Consider the following 20,018-nt stretch of genomic DNA (forward strand, 5'->3'; position numbering starts at 1 on the left):
AGCGCTCCTGGCCCTTTTACTGGACGCCTGTTCCGTGACTGATGCCTCAACGATGCTCCGTTTCCTGCCTGTTACCGCGACGGCGAGCCCTGGGATGGCTCTGATCGTAGACCTTTGCCAGATGCTGGAAATCCAGATGAGTATAGACCTGGGTCGTCACGATGTCCGCATGGCCCAGCAACTCCTGCACCGCTCGCAGGTCACCACTGGACTCCAGCATATGGCTGGCGAAGGAATGCCGAAGCAGGTGGGGATGCAGTCTTTGGTCCGCCCCTTTCGACATTCCCCACCGGCTGAGGCGGGACTGGATACTGCGAGTACTGAGCCGATCACCTCGCCGGCTCACATACAGGGCATTCTCTCCGTCTGGCGCCATCGCTCCGCGCACGTCAAGCCACCGAGCCAGCGCCTCCAACGCCCTTCGACCAACCGGCAGGAGGCGTTCCTTGCGCCCCTTACCCAGCACCCGGACCTCCCCACCTCGGACGTCTACGGATTGGAGATCCAGCCCCGCCAGTTCCGACAACCGCAGCCCTGAGGAATACATCAGCTCGAACATGCTCAGGTCGCGAATTTCCAGCGGATCATCGGGCGTTGCGTCCAAGAGGTGATTGAGCTGGTCCACATCCGCCACCTTCGGTAGACGCCTACCGGACTTCGGAGCCCGGATGTCCAACGCCGGATTGTCGACAGCCAGGTGTTCCCGTAACAGGTATTCGTAGAACCGGCGGATGGCAGACAGGTGACGAGCGATACTCCGACCGCCCAAACCTTCACGGCTGAGCTGGGCAACGTATCGTCGCAAGTCGTGGCTGGTGACCGACCGCCAGGCCGGTGACGGTAGATGCTCAACCCACGCAGCAAAGCGGTTCAGGTCATCGCGATAACTGCCGCAGGTGCGTGGTGAGTGTCGCTTCTCCGACGCCAGATAACGCAGGAACGCGGCCACAGGCTCTGCCAGTGTGGCAGCCGGGCCGGTTTCCTCGTCAGCCAGCGACATGGTCAGCGGGACTCCGCGACCACATCGGTGACAGGCAACGTGGCGGCATGCCTTTGCAGGATAGGCGGCAACAGACGGCTCAGGGTGTCGCTGATGTAGGTCAGGAAGAGTGATCCCATACTCTGGTCGAAGTACCCGGGTTCGCAACTACCCACGGCAAACACCCCGACCAATTCGTTGTTACGCAGTGGCACTAACGCCACGGAGGCAATGGGTTCCTCCCGGTCCGGGAACAGGAAACTGCGCTCGCTCTCACGGAACTGGCCACAAACGGCGCGATCCCCTTCCAGCAAGCCACCCAGGCGCGCTTTCGCCTCATCCGGCGACACCACGTGTAGGGCGCCTTGCGCCGCTGCCGGCAACTCGCTGTCGGTGAAGAGAATCACCGAGGCCGCGTCCAGACCGAAATCACCACGGATACTGTCATCAATCGCGGCGGCCATATCATTCAGGTTGCGGGCCTCGATCACCTGCATCAGCAGGCGCTTGCTCTTTTCGAACAGACGGTCGTTGTGGCGTGCAATGGACACCAGCTCTACCAACTCGCGACGCAAGGTGTCGCGCTGTTCGCGAAACAGGTGCACCTGGCGCTCTACCAGCGAGATCGCCCGGCCGCTGTCGTGGGGCAGGGTCAGGCTGCGCAGGAGCTCGTCCTGATCAATAAAGAAATCGGGGTTATTCCGCAGATAATCTGCGACGGCTTCCCGGGTGAGCCCTTCGGCCTTCTTGTGGGCCGTTTGTTCTGTCATGCTGCTCTCCTGATGGTCAGGGCCTTGATGTGGCCGGCTGGCGATGGCGATTGTTCTGTCGGTTGGTACCTGATTTTGCATCGCTGTGCCGCGTGCTCTTACGTCGTTTCGGGGGCTGGTCTGCCGGCAGGCGAAGCTGACCCTCGAAAACGCTGGCCGTCGGGCCTTCCATCATAACAGGGGCCCCCTCACCCTGCCATTCGATGACCAGGCGCCCGCCTTTCAGCTCGACGTCCACCCGGCTGTCCAGCAGCCCTCGCAGGCAGCCGGCGACCACCGCCGCACAGGCGCCACTGCCGCAGGCCATGGTTTCGCCGGAACCACGCTCGAACACCCTCAGGCGAACGCGGGTCCGGTCAATAATCTGCAGGAACCCGATGTTGGCCCGCGCCGGGAACCGCGGATGGCTCTCAAGCCTGGGGCCAAACTCGCCTACCGGGGCGGTATCCACGTCATCCACCAATAGCACCCCATGGGGATTGCCCATGGAGACGGCACTGAGTTCCACGGTATCACCGCCGAGTTCCACCGTGTACACGTCCTTGCGGCGGTCGGCAGCGAACGGGATGGCCGGAGGATTGAGTTCAGGAACCCCCATATCGACGGTGACCATGCCTGCACGTCCGACTCTCAATTCGATAACGCCCTTGGCGGTCTGAACCCGGATCACCTTCTTGTTGGTCAGGCGCTGGTCGCGGACAAAACGGGCAAAACAGCGGGCCCCGTTGCCGCACTGCTCGACTTCCGAGCCATCGCTGTTGAATATCCGGTAGCGGAAGTCCACATCGGGAAGCCCCGGGGGTTCAACCACCAGCAGCTGATCAAAGCCAATGCCGAAATTCCGGTCGGCCAGTTCGCGGATCATCTCCGGGCGCAGGCGAAAGGGCTGGCTGATGGCGTCCACCACCATGAAGTCGTTCCCAAGACCGTGCATCTTGGTGAAGTTAAGCATTGGGCCCTGATTGCGCCGGGACTGACTCATCTCCGCCTCTCCACTCATTCCGGCAAACAGCTTTCTGGGCCAAGCTGTTCTTCCAGGGTTTCCCGCCGACGCACAATGTGCACCTGTTCACCATCAACCATCAGTTCCGGTGGACGGTTACGGGTGTTGTAGTTGGAGCTCATCACAAAACCATAGGCCCCGGCGGACCGAACCGCCAGCAAATCGCCCGCCTGGAGTCTCAGCTTGCGATCCTTGCCGAGGAAATCACCGGTCTCACACACCGGCCCAACCAGGTCCCACGCTTTCTCGTCACCGTCGTTGCGGGGCGTTACCGGGACAATGGATTGCCACGCGCTGTAGAGCGCGGGACGAATCAGGTCGTTCATTGCCGCATCTATGATGGCGAAGTTGCGATGTTCAGTGCACTTGAGGAATTCCACCCGCGTCAGCAAGATGCCGGCGTTGGCGGCAATGGACCGCCCCGGCTCCATGATCAGCTCCAGCGACCGATCGCCCAGGCGTTCCGCCAGCGCGGTCACATAATCCGACGGTTGCGGCGGCTGCTCCTGATCGTAGGTGACCCCCAGGCCACCGCCCATGTCCAGATGCCGGATATTAATATTCTTTTGCGCCAGGGCATCGATCAGTTCCAACACACGGTCCAGCGCATCGAGGAAAGGTGACACCGACGTGAGCTGCGAGCCGATGTGACAATCCACACCTTGTATGTCCAGGTTTGGCATGGCAGCGGCACGCTCATAGACGGCCGGAGCTTCCGCAATGTCGATGCCGAACTTGTTCTCTTTCAGCCCCGTGGAAATATAGGGGTGGGTACCGGCGTCCACGTCCGGATTCACACGCAGGGAAACCGGCGCCCTGACACCGAGCTCACCCGCCACTTCGTTCAGGCGATCCAGTTCGGTGTCGGACTCCACATTGAAACAGCGAACACCGGCCTCGAGGGCGCGGCGCATTTCCCAGCGCTGTTTGCCGACCCCGGAAAAGACGGTTTTCGCAGGATCCCCGCCAGCACGGATCACCCGCTCCAGTTCTCCGGCAGACACAATATCAAAACCGGCGCCGAGCCTTGCCAACACGTTCAGCACGGCGATATTACTGTTGGCCTTGACGGCGTAGCACACCAGGTGTGGCCGACCGGCAAGCGCATCATCATAGGCGCGGTAATGGCGCTCGAGGGTGGCGCGGGAATAGACATAGGCTGGCGTACCAAAACGCCGGGCAATGTCCTCAACCGCCACGTTCTCAGCGAACAATTCACCGCTGCGGTAATTGAAGTGATCCATGGATTTCCTGAGCCTGTTATCGGGGCAGCCTGCCGAACCTAGTGGTCTTCAGCCGGTTCGCTGCTGTCGTGTTCGCTGGATTTCTGACTGGGTGCGGCCTGCTCGGTTGCGGCATCGTCACTGGCAGGTGCCTGACGATACAACGGCCCCTTCTGGCCACACCCAACCAGAAACACGACCATCACCAGCAGGAACGTAAGTGTCTGTCCTGGCTTCATGGGTAGCTGCCCCCGTTGTCTGTATGCACGCAGTATACCTGAGTGAGGCCGCGCCCGGCGAGATGCTACCACCCACGATTCCGGATACTACAGATGCCGGTTCAGCAAATCTTCCAACTCGGTACGGTAGTAGAGATACTGGATGGTCTGGATATGCTGCTGGTATATCTGTGGATCCAGGTCATGGGGTAGGTGAACATCCGTCAGGTAGACCGGGTAGCGCTCGTCACTTTGGCGGAGCGAACGAATATAGTGGGCCACCGCGGGTATCAGCTGGTCTCCATACTCCTGGACGGTAAATTCCTGGTCGCCACAGAAAATATCGAAACGCACCTGAGAGTCACCCTCCTGAATACCGATGGCCTGTACATCCAGCCCGGGCAGGCGCACGTTGCTGTCGGCGTCCGGCCGCCTCTCCGCACGCCACTGACTGTCGCGAAGCACCATCTCATAGCACTGGACACCTGCAACATCGGTCACGGCGTCCAGTTGTCGCAACTGCCGGCGTTCAATCAGGTTCTCCAGGAATCGCAGCAAGGGCACCAGCAGGAAGCGACGATTGGTGTAACCCTGCTGCCAGCAGAACACCGATCCCAGTTCATCCACGACCCACACCTTCGCGGTCTCTCCTGTGACCCGGTAGAACACCTGAATGTTATCCGGCTCGCTGGCATGGCACACGGCGCGTAATGGCAGGTCATCCAGCAAGGCGTATTGGTCAAACACCACTGGCACGTAGGATTCCTGCGGTTTGGACAGATACGCCATCAGTGCTTCGTTGCTGTCCAGGGCCACGAATCCGGGCTCAGCGCCACTGAATTGAAGCAGGAAGTATCGCCGATCCATCTCGATGACGTAACGCAGGGGATGAGGGCCAACACCGCCGGCGAAGAAATAACGCATCACGTCCATGAACAGCTCGCGTACGCGCCGGGCTATGGCGGCTCCGTGGCCTGTGCTGTGGCTATGAACCATGATATCCGGCAACCGGTCCGGAGCGTTGGCGACTGATGCCAGCACGTTTTTGAGGCACTGCACCAGCGTGTCTCCGGCAGCGTAGTGCTGCAAACTCACCTCGTGCCAGCTATTGAAGGTGACCTGGTCAATGGTATTCACCAGGTTTTCCCGTCCACCGCTGAAGCCCAGTGAATCGTGACGGGCGCTAAGCTTGTGCAAGCCCCGCTCGGTCAGATAGGCCTGAGGGTCGACCCCGACATTGACAAACAGCAGGTTGCGCAGCGGGTGCACACCCCGGGAAAGCGCCTCCCGGCCAGCCGGCTCCACCGGGAATGGCAGGAACGCACCAAGTGCATCCAGCATTTCCCGCAGTTCTGCCACCGAGGCAATGCTGCTGCCGGCTCGCACATTCAACCGTGTGGCCCGGGTCAGCAAGCCGTTGTAATAGCCCCACACCAACAGTTCACTGAGATTGCCCGAACGGCGTATGACCGGTTGCCAGAGCGCATCTGACGGGTCCTCAAGATCACGGTATAGCAACCAGCCGTCGTGACCAGCCGAACCACCCTGTTCCGACTGGTGATGGAACGCAAGATTCTCTTCTGCCAGGGAGGGGGCTAGCCCGGGGTTGATCTGCTCTACCTTCCCGGCCTTACGCTGAAACGCCGCATACAACTTACGCCCCAGCAGGTTCATGTCATTGCTGGTGATGGCCGCACGGGTGCCATGATCCCGAGCCAGCCGAGACAACAGCCGGTAGCTGTGGGTCAACTCGGCCACCACGGCCCGCCGAAGGGTGACCACGTCCTCTGCGCGCCAGCGGATCCGGTTGTCCAGGTTTTTCAACTCAGCAGCCGACCAGCCCCAGGAGTCCACCAGGGCCTGCAACAGCCTGGCTCTCCAGCCTGAGAGGGTCTGTGCCGAACGGGTAAGCGGCAGGCCTGCCTTGAGATAAAGGCTCTGACGCACCAGGACCAGGCGTTGGGGGGCATCTTCTTCAAGCAGCCACTGCTCAAGGCGTTCGTAAAGCAGTACGTAGGGATCGAGCCGGTCAGGGTTGGTTTCACCGGAATACACCGCCGCCTTGAAGACCCGGGACAGCAGTGGTTTCTCATCGCTCTCTTGGCCCTCATTACTACGGGCATAACACTCGATCAGCAGCAGCTTGAGGATCGACTTCCAGGGCATGTCGATGCCTTTGTACAACTGCCAGACTCCAGCCCCCAGAAACTCTTCCTGCGGTATCGAGAACACGGGGCCGAAATCAATGTACTCATCACCCCGGATAAAACGGCAGTCAATCAGCTGCCGGGCGCACTCGTCATAGCGTCGCTCATCCTCCACGGGGACCAGCCACCACAATGGATAACGGCCGCCAAGATGAATGCTCGTGCGGTAGAATTCGTCCAGCAGCAAATAATGCTGTGAACTGCCGCAGTTTTCCCCGGTCACTTCCGCTCGCTGCCTTCCGGCACGCCAGTCAGCGGCGGAAAACACAAACACATGAAGCTCAACCCCCAGGCTTTCGGCCCAGATGGACAGACTTTGAGCCTTACGTTCCAGGCAACGCACGCCCCGCTCCGAGAGATCCGGGCGATGACACAGCCAGATATCCAGATCACTGGCCACCGAATGGCCCAGGGTCCCGGGGCTGCCCATCAGGAAGAGGGCTTCCAGGTCTGGTTTTCTGCGCCCCTCGTCCTTGAGTGAAAAGGTTCTTGCCAGGCGCCGGGCAGCGTTCAGCGTGGACTCAGGGGGCCGATAGTGGCTCAGTCCGTAAGGGCAGTCGCTGTCGAGATAGCCGGGCAAAGCCGGGTGATTAAGATGGAACACCAGTGGCAACACTTCCAGAACAGCCTGTTGCCGATAGGTCAGGGCCGAATGGGCACGATCCCAGCGCTCCCGGTTGACAGCCATGAACCGGTCCCGCAGCCGGCGCAGCGTTTTTCGGTCTATACCCTCATCAAAGTCCAGGGCAATAGGAGCGGTTTGGATGGTCAAGGCGACTCCGCGGGAGAGGTTCTTTCCGATACCATTATCAGTATGATGACCGAATCGTGGCAAAATCGGCAAAAAAATAAAAGCGGGAGAACATTAGCACGCTCCTGCCACAACTTGGCTGAGGCTTTTCCGTCGTGAAAGAATTCTTTATCCGTCGAGACCGTTCCGACACCCCCCAGGGTGCCGAACGTCGAACCCTGATCCGCATCAACGACGACGGCGTCATCCTGTTCGCTGATCATCACGCCGAGGCAGTGCTGGGCTACGACGCCAGCGAACTGGAGGGTCGCAAGGTTCAGTGCATCCTGGCCGCACGCCAGGACGATCCCTTTGCACCGGCCCATCGCCACCGAATTGAAAATGGCGAGTCGATACTGATCACCTTCCGCCACAAGGAAGGCTTTTTCTTCACAGCGGGTCTCAGCCTGCGCATGGACATTCGCGATTCCGACCAGGCCGCCAGCGCATTTATAAGCCAGCGGGATCATTCCCCCATCGACCACCGCCTGATTCGGCTGACTGAAACTTCCGCCGGCGTTGGTATCTGGGAGCTGGACCTCCACAGCAATGAGTTGATCTGGACGGACGGCATGTATCATTTGCTGGAATTAAGACCCGGCAGCGAAATCACGCCCGAACAGGCACTTTTCTACTGCCAGTCCAGCCAGGGCAGGATACGCGCCCTGTTCCGTCGCTGCATCCGCACCGGGCAGCCCTTCTCCCTGACGCTGGATCTGATAACCGCGCGACAGAACGTTCGCCAAGTGACGTTGACTGGCCGGGCCCTGAAAGCCGGCGAACGGATACAGCGACTGGGAGGAACGCTGGTTGACCACACGCCTGAGCGCAATCATACCCTCGCCCGCCAGCAGGCGGAGCAAATGCTGGGCGCCACGATCAACGCCACCAACGACCTGGTGGTCGCCGTTGATCGCCAGCTAAACCTGTTGCATTTCAACCGTGCCTTCAGTCGCCAGTTCGAGATTACCTTCGGCCTCCGGCCGGAATCCGGAAGCAACCTGAGCGCCGCATTGCAGGGCTTCCCCAACGAACGACGGCTTATCGAGCGACTCTGGCACCGCGCCTTCGAACGCGACAGTTTCGTGGTGGAAATGCCCATGGCGCAGCAACACCGGGAGCTGCCCCTGTACGAGATCCACTATCAACGCCTGACCAATGACCAGGGCGACGTGATTGGCGCCGTTCATGTGGCCCGGGACATCAGCGACCGCCTGCAGAACTCCTCCAGCAGCGAATACCGCGTCCAGCATGATCCGGTCACCGGCCTGATGAACCGCAAAGCCTTCCTGGGCCGCCTGCAACGAACACTGGAGCAGAAGCCACGGCGGGAGAGCAGTGACAGCCTGCTCTATCTCGACCTGGATGGGTTTGACCACTTCAACGACATCGCCGGCAGCGGCACCTGCGACCGTTACCTGCGTGAGCTGGCCGGCAATCTCGGGGTCAAGATCCGACAGCGGGATGCGCTGGCACGACTGGCCGGCGACACCTTCGCCCTGCTGATCGAAAACTGCCCCGAAGCGCGCGCCCGCAAGATTGCCGACAGCATTCTCGAGCTGATCGGCGGCTTCGTGTTCCACTGGCAGGACAAGCAGTTACAGACAACGGCCAGTGGCGGCCTGCTGTTTCTGGACGACGACGCGCCCACCGATTCCGAACAACTGCTGACCCAGGCGGCTGACCTGTGCCACACCGCAAAAACGTCCGGTCGCAACCGGATTCATGCCGCCCGGGCCATGTCCCTGTCGCTGGACGAGGGCACGGCCAACGAGGTGCTGGCACAAATCCAGCAGGCACTCGACAGTGGCCACCTGAAGCTTGAATACCAATCGCTGCGCCCCGTGGCCAGCGTTACCTGGGGCGACCACATCGAAATACTGACCCGGATTCCCGGTGAGACGCCTGACAGCCCTCCCCTGACCCCGGACGCTTTCCTGCCCGTTGCCGAACGATTTGACCTGGCCAAGCGCCTGGATCGCCAGGTGATCCGTCAGACCCTGGCCTGGCTCGAACAGCACCGTCTGCTGGAGCCGCGCCTCAAGTACTGCGGTTTCAACCTGTCCCTGGCCAGCGTACTGGATGACTCGTTTGCGGACTTTATGGAAGCCGCACTGAAAGGATCACCCTTTGCCCCGGAATGCTTCTGCCTGGAGATAAGGGAAGCCCACGCCACCCAGTATCCGGACGATGTCGCGGTGCTGTGCGACAGCCTGCACCGCATTGGCTGCCGGGTAGCGCTGGATGGTGCGGGAGCGTCGGTGGAAAGTTACGGCCTGGCGGCGAAACTGCCGGTGGACATCATCAAGCTGGACCACAAGATCATGCAGCACCTGAACGACGATCCGGTGCAGCAGGTAATGGTAGAGGCGCTTCATAAAATAGCGGAAGCCTCGGGCAAGGTGACGGTCGCCACCTTCATTGAGAACGACGACACCCTCCGAAAGGTACGAACCCTTGGCATTCACTACGGCCAGGGCTTCCGCCTCTACCGGCCACGCCCACTGGAGGAGCTGAAACCGGTGGAGGTTACCCTGACCACGGGGAAGATTGGCGGCTAGCTAGAGTGCCTGGCGCGCGCGTGCGACTGCAGCGCGCACCTGCTTCGGCGCAGTGCCGCCAAGGTGATCACGCGCCTGCACGGAGCCTTCCAGCGTCAGCACATCGAACACGTCTTCGCCGATGACGTCGGAGAAGCGGGTGAGTTCTTCCGTGGTCATCTCGGAGAGGTCACGCCCTTCGGCAACGCCAAACGCAACCGCTTTGCCCACAATTTCATGGGCATCGCGGAAAGCCACGCCCTTCTTGACCAGATAGTCCGCCAGATCAGTTGCGGTGGAGAATCCCCGCTTGGCCGCCACGCGCATGTTGTCGGCCCGCGCTTCGATGGCCGGGATCATATCCGCGTAAGCCTTGAGGCAGCCTTTCACGGTGTCCACGGTATCGAACAACGGCTCCTTGTCCTCCTGATTGTCCTTGTTATAGGCCAGCGGCTGGCTCTTCATCAGGGTCAGCAAACTGATCAGGTGGCCGTTCACCCGGCCGGTCTTGCCACGTACCAGTTCGGGCACGTCCGGATTTTTCTTCTGGGGCATGATCGACGACCCGGTGCAGAAACGGTCCGGCAGGTCGATGAAATCAAACTGGGCAGAGGTCCACAACACCAGTTCTTCGCTGAAGCGCGACAGGTGGGTCATCAACAGGGCGGCAAAGCTGCAGAATTCGATGGCAAAATCCCGGTCACTCACGGAATCCAGGGAATTCTCACTGGCCCGATCAAAGCCCAGCAGTTTTGCAGTGATACCGCGATCAATCGGATAGGTTGTACCCGCCAGCGCCGCAGCACCCAAGGGCATCACATTCACACGCTTGCGGCAGTCCTGCAGGCGCTCGGCATCCCGCACCAGCATTTCGTACCAGGCCAACAGGTGATGACCGAAGGTAACCGGCTGAGCGGTCTGCAGGTGGGTGAATCCCGGCATGATAGTCTCGGCCTCGCGCTCGGCCAGATCCAGCAGGCCGGCTTGCAGGCGCCGAAGCTCTTCGGCGATGACATCGATTTCGTCGCGCAGGTAGAGGCGAATATCCGTGGCCACCTGATCGTTGCGGCTGCGACCGGTGTGCAACTTCTTGCCCGTGATGCCAATCCGATCCGTCAGTCGCGCTTCAATGTTCATGTGCACGTCTTCCAGACTGACCGACCACTCAAAGGTGCCGGCCTCAATGTCCGCCTTGACGGCTTTCAGGCCGTCAATAATAGTGTCACGCTCTTCCACAGTCAGCACACCCACTTCCGCCAGCATGGTGGCATGGGCAATGGACCCGGTAATATCGTGATGGTATAGGCGCTGATCAAAGCCCACGGAAGCGGTGAAACGCTCCACAAAGGCATCGGTGGGTTCGGTGAAACGACCGCCCCAGGGTTTCTCGGCGCTCTTGTTCTGATCCGTCATGGTCTATCTTTCCTGCTGACAGCCCGGCATCATTCTGCGGGAATGGGTAAATGGAATATCGCAGGATTATAGCATTCCGCGGCGCCCAGTTGCCCTCCCCCAAATCAGGAACAGGAATCAGGAACAGGTTCAATGGCCGCAAGACACAACAGGGAACGCCCAGCCCAGGCACTCGCGGAAAGCGACGCCGATTTCTATGTGCCGGACCTGTGCCGGGTCAGGGCCGTTTTCCTGCTGGTGGTCACCAGTGAACTGCTGGTGCTGGTGCTGTCCATCGTTCAGGCCGAAAGCCACTGGATTGACTGGAACTACTTCGGCCTGCTGTCCCTGTTCGTGCAATGGACGGTGCTGACCAGCGCCGCCCTGATCTGCCCCATGCGGCGCTGGCTCTCACGGCTGACAGTTACCCGTGCCACCACAGTGATTGTTACCATCGTGATGCTGGATGTGCTGGCCTTCAGCCTCTTCGCAGACAGCGTGCTACACCCGCAACCCGGCCTCGAAGCCTGGCAGGGCGTGGCCAAGAAACTGCTGCTGGCGCTGTTGATCACACTGATGGTGCTGCGATACTTCTACCTGCAGTTCCAGTGGCAACAACAGCGGGAGTCAGAAATGCAGGCCCGGCTGACCGCCCTGCAGGCACGAATCCATCCACACTTCCTGTTCAACAGCATGAACACCATTGCCAGCCTGATTGTCGTTAACCCGGAACGGGCCGAAGACGCCGTGCTGGATCTGTCCGAACTGTTCCGCGCCAGCCTGCGCACCGGTGACCGCCTGATTCCTCTGAGCGCCGAACTGGACCTGTGCAAACGCTACCTGGCCATTGAAAAGCTGCGTCTGGAAGACCGGCTGACACTGGAATGGCATATCGAAGATGGACTGGAACAACAGGCCATCCCTCCCCTGACCCTCCAGCCACTGGTCGAAAACGCCATTTATCATGGCATTCAGCCTCGTCCGAACGGAGGTACCGTAAAGGTTGAGGCCTACCGCAAGGGCCCCTCGGTCTACCTGATGGTGCAGAACCCGCGCCCGGATTCTGACCAGGGTAGCCACGAAGGCAACCGAATGGCGCTGGCCAACATTCAGTCCCGCCTGCACGCCCTGTTCGGTGAGCCCGCCGTGCTGAAACACAGCCACCAGAATGATATCTATACTGTCACTCTCCGGCTGCCATGGCAGACAGCGAGTGGCAACGGAAAACCGGCAACAGGGAGCAAGTAGGCAAGCATGGGCGACAACAATCACCGCAGCGTACTGATTGCCGACGACGAACCTCTGGCCAGGGAGCGCATACGCCGACTGGTGGAGGCGTTGCCTGGCTACAATGTCTGTGACGAGGCTGGCGACGGCGACGAAGCACTGGAGAAAACCGCGCGCCTGGCGCCGGACATCCTGCTGCTCGATATCCGCATGCCGGGTACCGATGGCATGGAAGCCGCCCGACGGATGGCTTCGTTGGAGGCCCCTCCGGCCATCATCTTCTGCACCGCTTATGATCATTACGCCATCCAGGCGTTCGATGTACACGCGGTGGCCTACCTGCTCAAACCGGTACGTCGTGAAGCGCTGACCGACGCCCTCAATCGGGCTGGCCGAGTCAACCGGGTGCAATTGCAGGCGCTGACTGAAAAGCAATCGGGTACGGACGAACAGCTGGCCATCCGCACCCACCGCGGGACTGAACTGATCGACATCCAGGGCATTCTGTACTGCGAAGCCGATCAGAAATACGTCACCATCCATCACCTGCGCGGCGAAACCGTCACCGATTACACCCTGAAAGAACTGGAAAGCACCTACTCGCAATACCTGCTGCGGATTCACCGACACACCCTGGTAGGCGTGCGCTATATCCGAGCGCTGCTGAAACAACGGGATGGCCAGAACCTGATTGATCTGACAGACCAGCACGGGCAACTGCCCGTAAGCCGGAGACACGCCGCCTCTTTACGGCAATGGCTAAAGGAGCATCGCCCCGGGTAGCCTGGGCGCTCAACATTCGGCTCCACAATTTGCCTCACAAAGAGTACCCTTGGCGTACCATTTTTCAGATCCGGCAACGTACACCATGTCAAAACGAACCCTTCGCATTGCAACCCGCAGCAGCGCACTGGCGTTGTGGCAGGCGGAATTTATCAAGTCTGAACTGGAGCGGCTCCACGACAACGTGACCGTGGAACTGGTCAAGATCAAAACCCAGGGCGACAAGATCCTGGATGTGCCGCTGGCCAAGATTGGCGGCAAGGGTCTGTTCGTCAAGGAACTGGAAGAGGCCATGCTGGCAGGCAGTGCCGACCTGGCGGTGCACTCCATGAAAGATGTGCCGATGGAGTTTCCGGAAGGGCTGGGGCTGGTGGCCATCTGTGAGCGGGAAGACCCCACCGATGCGTTCGTCAGCAATGACTACGATAACGTGGACGCCCTGCCCCACGGCGCCGTAGTCGGCACTGCCAGCCTGCGCCGGGAAGCCCAGTTGCGTGCCTACCGGCCCGACCTGGAAATCCGCACCTTGCGTGGCAACGTCAATACCCGCCTGGCAAAGCTGGATGCCGGCGATTACCAGGCCATCGTCCTGGCCAGCTCCGGGCTCAAACGCCTCGGTTTCCATGACCGTATCCGCTACTGCCTGCCAGACAGTATATCCCTGCCTGCCGTGGGCCAGGGTGCGCTTGGCATCGAATGCCGCCTCGATGATGCCGAACTGATCGCCATGCTGGAGCCCCTGGATCATCGCGACAGCTCGGACCGAGTGAAAGCGGAACGGGCCCTGAACCGGCGATTGCAGGGCGGCTGCCAGGTACCCATCGCGGCCTACGCGTTGCTGGAAGACGATGACATGCTCTGGCTTCGGGGACTCGTGGGCGCCGTCGACGGCACCCAGGTATTCCGCGTTGAAGGCCGCGCGCCCCGCAGCGAAGGCGAGCGCCTTGGACGCGAACTGGCGGAAGACCTACTCGCACTGGGTGCAGACAAGGTACTGGCTGACATCTATGGCCACACCCCAACCTGATTCGCTACCCCTTGAGGGCCGGCGGATACTCATCTGCCGGCCACAACCGGAAGCCGACCGGCTGGCCTCGCGCTTTTGCGATGCCGGCGCCGATGCGCGGGTCATGCCGCTTATCGCCCGCGAGCCGCTCCCGGAAGACCCCGCAACCCGCACGCTGATCCTCAACTTGGACGAGTTCGCCCACGTCATTGCCGTCAGCCCCTATGCCGCCGCCTTGCTGCTCGACTGGCTGGACGAGTGGTGGCCCCAGACACCCACCGACATCCACTGGTACGGCGTCGGGGCAGGAACCGCCACGGTGCTGAGCAACTATGGCCTGGAAACGCGGCAACCGGAAACCGGCCACACCAGCGAAGATTTGCTACAGTTGCCGGAGCTGGCCACACTGGAGCACGAAAAGGTTCTGGTGGTGCGCGGACAGGAAGGCCGGGAACTGATCCCGCAAACCCTGGAACGCAGAGGCGCGCGAGTCACCGTGCTGCCCCTTTATCGTCGCTTCTGTCCCGACTATGATAAAGCGACGCTGAACGCGATGCTGAACGACTTTTCCCCCGAGGCCATCGTCACACTGTCGGGAGAAACATTGAACAATCTCATCGCACTCAGTGACAATACCGGCCATAATCTTGAAAACACTTTACTGGTTGTCCCCGTTGAGCGGATTGCCGAACAAGCACGTCTGGCCGGCCTCCGGCGAACGTGTATACCAGGAAGCCTTGCCGATAGCTCGATTGTGGCTGCAGTTGCAGAACAACTTGCCAGCCTGGACGGAGGCTCCGGAAACACCAAGTAAGGATGCCCGTGACAGAATCAAACGCACAACTGCCTGCCCCGATCGAAAAGCATCAGCAAACACGGCAAAAACTGTGGCCCCTCTGGATCATTACACTACTGGCGCTCGCCCTGGCCGTTGCCCTGTCTCTTTGGAGCTGGCAGCAATGGAACAACTACCAGGCACTGCAACAGTCCATCACCGATCTGGAGAGTGACACCGAGCAACTGGACCGGATGTACGGCCAGACCGGCAGTGAGCAGAGCCGTCGCCTGCAGGCGCTGGAAGACAAGCTGTCTGAACAGCGTGAACTGATCGCGACCCAGCAACGGCAGATCGACCACAACGCCCGTGAACTGCTGGAGGCCGGAAACCGCACTCGTACTGACTGGCTGCTGGCCGAGGCGGAATATCTGCTGAGGGTGGCCAACCAGAGGCTCATGATCGAAAAGGACATTCGCGGGGCCTTGGCGGCACTGGAATCCGGTGATGAAGTTCTGGCGGAATCAGACGATATCGGCGTTTACCCGGTTCGCCAGCAACTGGCCAAGGAAATCCTGGCGCTCAAGGGCATTGTCGATGTCGACCGCACCGGGCTCTACCTGAAACTGGAAGCGGCTATCGACAGCATCCACCAACTGACAGACAGTGCACTGATTCATGATCGCGCCCCAGGATTTGTCAGTAGCGGCGAGAACCCGGAAGCCGATGCTTCCGGGCAGGGCCTGGTTGCCGAGGGATGGCACAAGGTCAAGCAAACCCTGTCTCAGGTGGTTGTGGTCCGCAGGCTCGATGAGCCGGTCAAACCCCTGCTGTCTCCGGAGCAAAGCGCCTATGCACGGCTCAATCTGCAGTTGATGCTGGAAGAAGCCGAGCTGGCCGTACTTCGCGGTCATCAACAGCTCTACTCACGCTCCCTGACCAAAGCCAGCAATGCCATCAATAATTGGTACGACAGCAGCAACACCCGCATCATCGCGCTCTCGCAGACCCTGGAGGAACTCTCACAAAAGAACGTTGATCCGGAACTGCCAGACATCAGCCGCTCACTGGAACTGCTCAAGGCACGACTGGCCGGTCGACTGGACAACGGAGAGGCCGAAAAGAATGGCAGCAACGGTGAACAGGGAGACGCATCATGATCCGCATTTTGCTGATCATCCTGGTCGCCTTACTGCTGGGCACCGGGCTTGCGCTGGGGTTGCAGTACGACCTTGGCTACATCCGCATCAGCCTGGGCAACTATCTGATTGAAACCAATTTCTGGATTGGTCTGGCGTTGCTGGTACTGCTGGTGGCAGCGTCCGTGCTAACCATCAATCTGTTCCGTCGACTGCGCCATGGCACCGGCATGGTCGCCGGCTGGCTGGCCCGCAGCAATGAACGCCGAGCCCGGCGCAGAACCACTCAGGGGCTGCTGGCCCTGGCGGAGGGTAACTGGCCACGTGCCCGCAAGCTGCTCACTTCTTCAGCAGAGCACGCGGACACGCCACTGATCAACTACCTGGCAGCGGCCCAGGCCTCGTTTGAATCCGGCGATCACGAGGCCGTTGACGAACTGTTGCGCAAGGCCTTTGAAAGCACCCCGGGCTCCGACATGGCCGTGGGCATTACTCAGGCCCAACTGCAACTGGCGGGCAACCGACTGGAGCAGGCCCTGGCAACCCTGGTGCGGCTGCGCAAGCAGGCGCCCCACCATCCGTTTGTACTCAAGTTGCTGAAAAACACCTATGTGCGCCTGGAAGACTGGCGTGAGCTGTCCCGCCTGTTGCCGGAAATCCGCAAGCGCAACCTGATGGAGAGTGAAGAACAAGGCGACCTGGAACGCCTGGTTTGGCAAAACCTTCTGCAGCGTGCCGCAGAGGAGTGCCGCCGCCACTCGGGTGAGCCTTCAGCGTCCCTTGAGCCTCTCACCAAACTTTGGGATGAGCTGCCAGGGTTTCTCCGCCGTGACGAACACACCATTCGGGAGTATGCCCGGCTGCTTGCCGATCTGGGCGACGAAGCCCAGGCTGAAACCCTGCTGAGGAAAGTCCTGCGCAATCACTGGGGTGATGAACTGGTCAATCTGTATGGCCGCGTAAAAGGCCTGAAGCCGGATGAGCAGTTGCTGGTAGCGGAGCAGTGGCTGAAGGATCGTCCCAACAATGCAGAGCTGCTGTTGGCACTCGGCCGTCTGAGCCTGCGCAACGAGCTCTGGGGCAAGGCGCGGGAGTATTTCGAAACCAGCCTTCGGCTACGCCGCAGCCGTGAAACCATGGCCGAGCTGAGCCGCCTGAATGCTCACATGGGCGAGGGTGAGAACAGTGTGAAGCTGTTGATGCAGGGATTGGTTAACGATAGTGGGTTGCCGGATTTGCCGATGCCCAAGGCCTGAGGGGCTGGCCCCGGGTCTCAACCTCTCGGGGCGTATTCCAGTACATCGGAGAGAAATGCTTCCTGCGGCAACCCCACCTCAAGTAACGCATCCATCAAGGTATAGACCATCGTCGGCGAGCCGCTGGCGTGAACTTCCACGTTGCTCCAGTCCATGCCCGACGCCAGCACGGTTCGCACCAACTGGTCGTGGTGGCCACTCCACTCGTTGTCTTCGTCATCCCCTACCACGGGCAGGAAGGTAAAGGGCGGCCATTCTTCCTGCCACTGCTGGGCCAGGGATCGCAGGTACATATCCTCGTGGCGGCGAACGCCCCAGTAGAACTTCACAGGCTTGTCGTAAGACGTGTTCTGCAGGTAGTCCACCAGGCTCTTCATTTGGGCAAACCCCGTTCCGGCGGCGACCAGCAACAGCGGTTTGTCCGGCGCGGACGCCAGGCACGCGCGGCCGTGGGGTAATTCAACGGTCACCTCTCCGCCAGAGGTCAATGCATCAATCACTTTCTGTGCAGACACCCACTCCGGTGTCGCCTGAATGTGCAGCTCAATCAATTCTTCAGACGGACTGCTGGCGATGGAAAAATAACAGGGGTCTGTATCCGGCAGATTCACGGACAGGTACTGGCCGGCGTGAAACGACAGTTCCCGGCGACGGGGCAGTTGCAGTTCCACACGGTAAACATCGTGGCTGATGGAACGAACGTCCACCACCTTTGCCTGGAACTTGCGAGGCTGGTTGTCTCCGGCTGCCATAACGGCGTCTATCTCCAGTTCAAGGTCACTGAGCGCCAGGGTGCGACACATCATCAGTCGCCCGGTGACCGGAATTGTGTGTTGATTGCGGGTATTCAGGGCCTCGCCACTGACCAGGCGAGCCTCACAGAGCTCGCACACGCCATTGCGACAGGCGGCGGGAACCGCGATCCCCGCCCTGCCGGCTGCCGCAAGCAGCGTCTCGTCGGCGGCTGCGGTAAAGGACAATACCGCCGGCACGAGTTGAATACGACATTCACGGCTGGCCATATCAATCGGGGCGATCGGATGAAACTTCAATCCCCAGGCTGTCCCAGATGTCGTCCACACGCCTTTTGACGTCGTCGGACATGGTGATGGGCGTGCCCCACTCCCGATCGGTTTCGCCCGGCCACTTGCTGGTGGCATCCATCCCCATTTTCGAGCCCAGCCCGGACACCGGCGAAGCGAAGTCCAGGTAGTCGATGGGAGTGCTCTCAACCAGCGTGGTATCCCTGGATGGGTCCATGCGGGTGGTCATGGCCCAGATCACGTCTTTCCAGTCCCGTGCGTTTACGTCGTCGTCGGTAACGATCACAAACTTGGTGTACATGAACTGCCGCAGGAATGACCATACTCCCATCATCACCCGTTTGGCATGGCCGGGGTACTGTTTCTTCATGGTCACCACTGCAAGACGGTAGGAGCACCCCTCGGGAGGCAGGTAAAAATCCACAATCTCGGGGAACTGCTTCTGCAGGATGGGAATGAAGACTTCGTTCAGTGCCACACCCAGAATGGCGGGCTCATCGGGTGGGCGGCCAGTGTAGGTACTGTGGTAAATCGGGTCCTTGCGGTGCGTCACCCGCTCCACGGTGAACACCGGGAATTCATCCACTTCGTTGTAATAACCGGTATGGTCCCCGAACGGGCCTTCCGGCGCTACGTCGTCCGGATAGATGAACCCTTCCAGCACAATCTCGGCACTGGCCGGCACCTGCAGATCGCTGAGACCACACTGCACCAATTCGGTTCTTCCGCCGCGGAGCAGGCCAGCAAAGGCGTATTCCGATAACGAATCCGGCACCGGCGTCACCGCACCCAGGATGGTCGCCGGGTCCGCCCCAAGGGCAACGGCCACAGGGTAGGGTTTACCCGGGTTGGCTTTCTGGAACTCCTGAAAATCCAGCGCACCTCCACGATGGCTCAGCCAGCGCATGATCAGCCGGTTACGGCCAATGACCTGTTGCCGGTAAATACCAAGATTCTGGCGTTCTTTATGGGGCCCACGGGTTATCACCAACGGCCAGGTCACCAAAGGCCCTGCGTCCCCGGGCCAGCAGTGCTGAACCGGTATCTGGTACAGATCCACCTGGTCCTTTTCGATCACCACGTCCTGGCAGGGCGCCGAGCGAAGCACTTTGGGGCTCATACGCATCACTTGCCTGAACAGCGGCAGTTTCTCGATGGCGTCTTTGAAGCCCTTGGGAGGATCGGGCTCTTTCAGGAAGGCGAGCAGCTTGCCGATGTCCCGCAGCGCGGTCACGCTGTCTTGCCCCATGCCCATGGCCACGCGTTTCGGCGTACCAAACAGGTTGGCCAGCACGGGCATGTCGTAGCCTTTGGGGTTCTCGAACAACAACGCGGGGCCACCTGCCCGCAGCGTGCGGTCGCAGATCTCGGTCATTTCCAGGTGGGGATCGACTTCCACTGAAATACGCTTCAGCTCTCCCAACTTTTCAAGCTGGCCTATGAAGTCTCTCAGGTCGTTGTATTTCATCGGCTACTCCGGTTGATTCCGGCATTGTACGCGAATTCTGGTTATTTGGTTCGGCTCTGGCCTAGGTTTCAGCTTTGGTGCAGGAACAGGAGATGGGGAGACGTGCGCGCGAGAAGTCTGGTCGGTAACGCCGGGGATCGTCTCCCCCGGACCGTGCATTGCCAAGGATGGCAATGCCGAGCCCCCATGGATGGGTTCA

At 60.3% G+C, this 20,018-nt stretch carries 16 protein-coding genes; 7 read left to right on the forward strand and 9 right to left on the reverse strand.

The window, feature by feature from the left end:
* Positions 1-46 precede the first annotated feature (46 nt).
* The 6 genes from xerC to SIC19_RS07210 all read right to left on the reverse strand — a co-directional run bounded on the left by xerC (position 47) and on the right by SIC19_RS07210 (position 7,172).
* Positions 47-1,000, reverse strand: coding sequence for a tyrosine recombinase XerC (gene xerC, locus SIC19_RS07185; protein ID WP_052479374.1), 954 nt, complete (start codon positions 998-1,000; stop codon positions 47-49).
* A gap of 2 nt (positions 1,001-1,002) precedes the next feature.
* Positions 1,003-1,749 (reverse strand): DUF484 family protein, encoded by a 747-nt coding sequence (locus SIC19_RS07190; RefSeq protein ID WP_036203058.1) that lies wholly within the window; start codon positions 1,747-1,749, stop codon positions 1,003-1,005.
* Positions 1,750-1,765: 16 nt separating this feature from the next.
* Positions 1,766-2,731: a diaminopimelate epimerase gene (gene dapF, locus SIC19_RS07195; RefSeq protein WP_052479657.1), complete on the reverse strand. Its 966-nt coding sequence runs from the start codon at positions 2,729-2,731 to the stop codon at positions 1,766-1,768.
* A 14-nt stretch (positions 2,732-2,745) separates the two neighbouring features.
* Positions 2,746-3,996 carry a diaminopimelate decarboxylase gene (lysA, locus tag SIC19_RS07200; protein WP_036203055.1) on the reverse strand — a complete coding sequence of 417 codons (1,251 nt, stop codon included), beginning with the start codon at positions 3,994-3,996 and terminating at the stop codon, positions 2,746-2,748.
* Between the two features lie 38 nt (positions 3,997-4,034).
* A complete protein-coding gene (gene lptM / locus SIC19_RS07205; protein ID WP_041332617.1) occupies positions 4,035-4,214 on the reverse strand; it encodes an LPS translocon maturation chaperone LptM in 180 nt (59 codons plus the stop codon).
* Positions 4,215-4,301: 87 nt separating this feature from the next.
* Positions 4,302-7,172 carry a class I adenylate cyclase gene (locus tag SIC19_RS07210; RefSeq protein ID WP_075195008.1) on the reverse strand — a complete coding sequence of 957 codons (2,871 nt, stop codon included), beginning with the start codon at positions 7,170-7,172 and terminating at the stop codon, positions 4,302-4,304.
* A gap of 134 nt (positions 7,173-7,306) precedes the next feature.
* Between SIC19_RS07210 and SIC19_RS07215 the strand changes: the two genes are divergently transcribed.
* Positions 7,307-9,751 (forward strand): EAL domain-containing protein, encoded by a 2,445-nt coding sequence (locus tag SIC19_RS07215; RefSeq protein WP_041332615.1) that lies wholly within the window; start codon positions 7,307-7,309, stop codon positions 9,749-9,751.
* On the opposite strand, the gene argH is transcribed toward SIC19_RS07215, so the two are convergent.
* The gene (gene argH, locus SIC19_RS07220) at positions 9,752-11,143 is read right to left on the reverse strand and encodes an argininosuccinate lyase (protein WP_036203046.1); all 1,392 of its coding nucleotides are present in this window, start codon (positions 11,141-11,143) and stop codon (positions 9,752-9,754) included.
* Positions 11,144-11,275: 132 nt separating this feature from the next.
* On the opposite strand from argH, the gene SIC19_RS07225 reads away from it, so the two are divergent.
* The 6 genes from SIC19_RS07225 (at position 11,276) to SIC19_RS07250 (ending at position 17,308) form a co-directional block, all read left to right on the forward strand.
* Positions 11,276-12,370: a sensor histidine kinase gene (locus tag SIC19_RS07225; RefSeq protein ID WP_075195007.1), complete on the forward strand. Its 1,095-nt coding sequence runs from the start codon at positions 11,276-11,278 to the stop codon at positions 12,368-12,370.
* A gap of 6 nt (positions 12,371-12,376) precedes the next feature.
* Entirely contained in the window at positions 12,377-13,132 is a 756-nt protein-coding gene (locus SIC19_RS07230; RefSeq protein ID WP_075195006.1) for a LytR/AlgR family response regulator transcription factor, read from the forward strand.
* An 85-nt stretch (positions 13,133-13,217) separates the two neighbouring features.
* Positions 13,218-14,159, forward strand: a complete 942-nt coding sequence (hemC, locus tag SIC19_RS07235; protein WP_036203041.1) for a hydroxymethylbilane synthase — start codon at positions 13,218-13,220, stop codon at positions 14,157-14,159.
* Entirely contained in the window at positions 14,140-14,952 is an 813-nt protein-coding gene (locus SIC19_RS07240; protein ID WP_075195005.1) for a uroporphyrinogen-III synthase, read from the forward strand. Before hemC ends, SIC19_RS07240 begins: the two co-directional genes overlap by 20 nt.
* Before the next feature lie 2 nt (positions 14,953-14,954).
* Positions 14,955-16,073: a uroporphyrinogen-III C-methyltransferase gene (locus SIC19_RS07245; RefSeq protein WP_075195004.1), complete on the forward strand. Its 1,119-nt coding sequence runs from the start codon at positions 14,955-14,957 to the stop codon at positions 16,071-16,073.
* Positions 16,070-17,308, forward strand: a complete 1,239-nt coding sequence (locus tag SIC19_RS07250) for a heme biosynthesis HemY N-terminal domain-containing protein (protein ID WP_036203032.1) — start codon at positions 16,070-16,072, stop codon at positions 17,306-17,308. Before SIC19_RS07245 ends, SIC19_RS07250 begins: the two co-directional genes overlap by 4 nt.
* Before the next feature lie 17 nt (positions 17,309-17,325).
* Here the strand turns inward: SIC19_RS07250 and SIC19_RS07255 are convergent, their stop codons facing one another.
* Together SIC19_RS07255 and ubiD are read right to left on the reverse strand one after the other, a co-directional pair.
* Positions 17,326-18,330, reverse strand: coding sequence for a 2Fe-2S iron-sulfur cluster-binding protein (locus SIC19_RS07255; protein WP_075195003.1), 1,005 nt, complete (start codon positions 18,328-18,330; stop codon positions 17,326-17,328).
* Between the two features lies 1 nt (position 18,331).
* Positions 18,332-19,819, reverse strand: a complete 1,488-nt coding sequence (ubiD, locus tag SIC19_RS07260) for a 4-hydroxy-3-polyprenylbenzoate decarboxylase (protein ID WP_036203027.1) — start codon at positions 19,817-19,819, stop codon at positions 18,332-18,334.
* Positions 19,820-20,018: the final 199 nt, after the last annotated feature.

This window comes from Marinobacter sp. MIT930201 (genome assembly GCF_047122665.1).
GTDB classification, from domain to species: domain Bacteria; phylum Pseudomonadota; class Gammaproteobacteria; order Pseudomonadales; family Oleiphilaceae; genus Marinobacter; species Marinobacter salarius.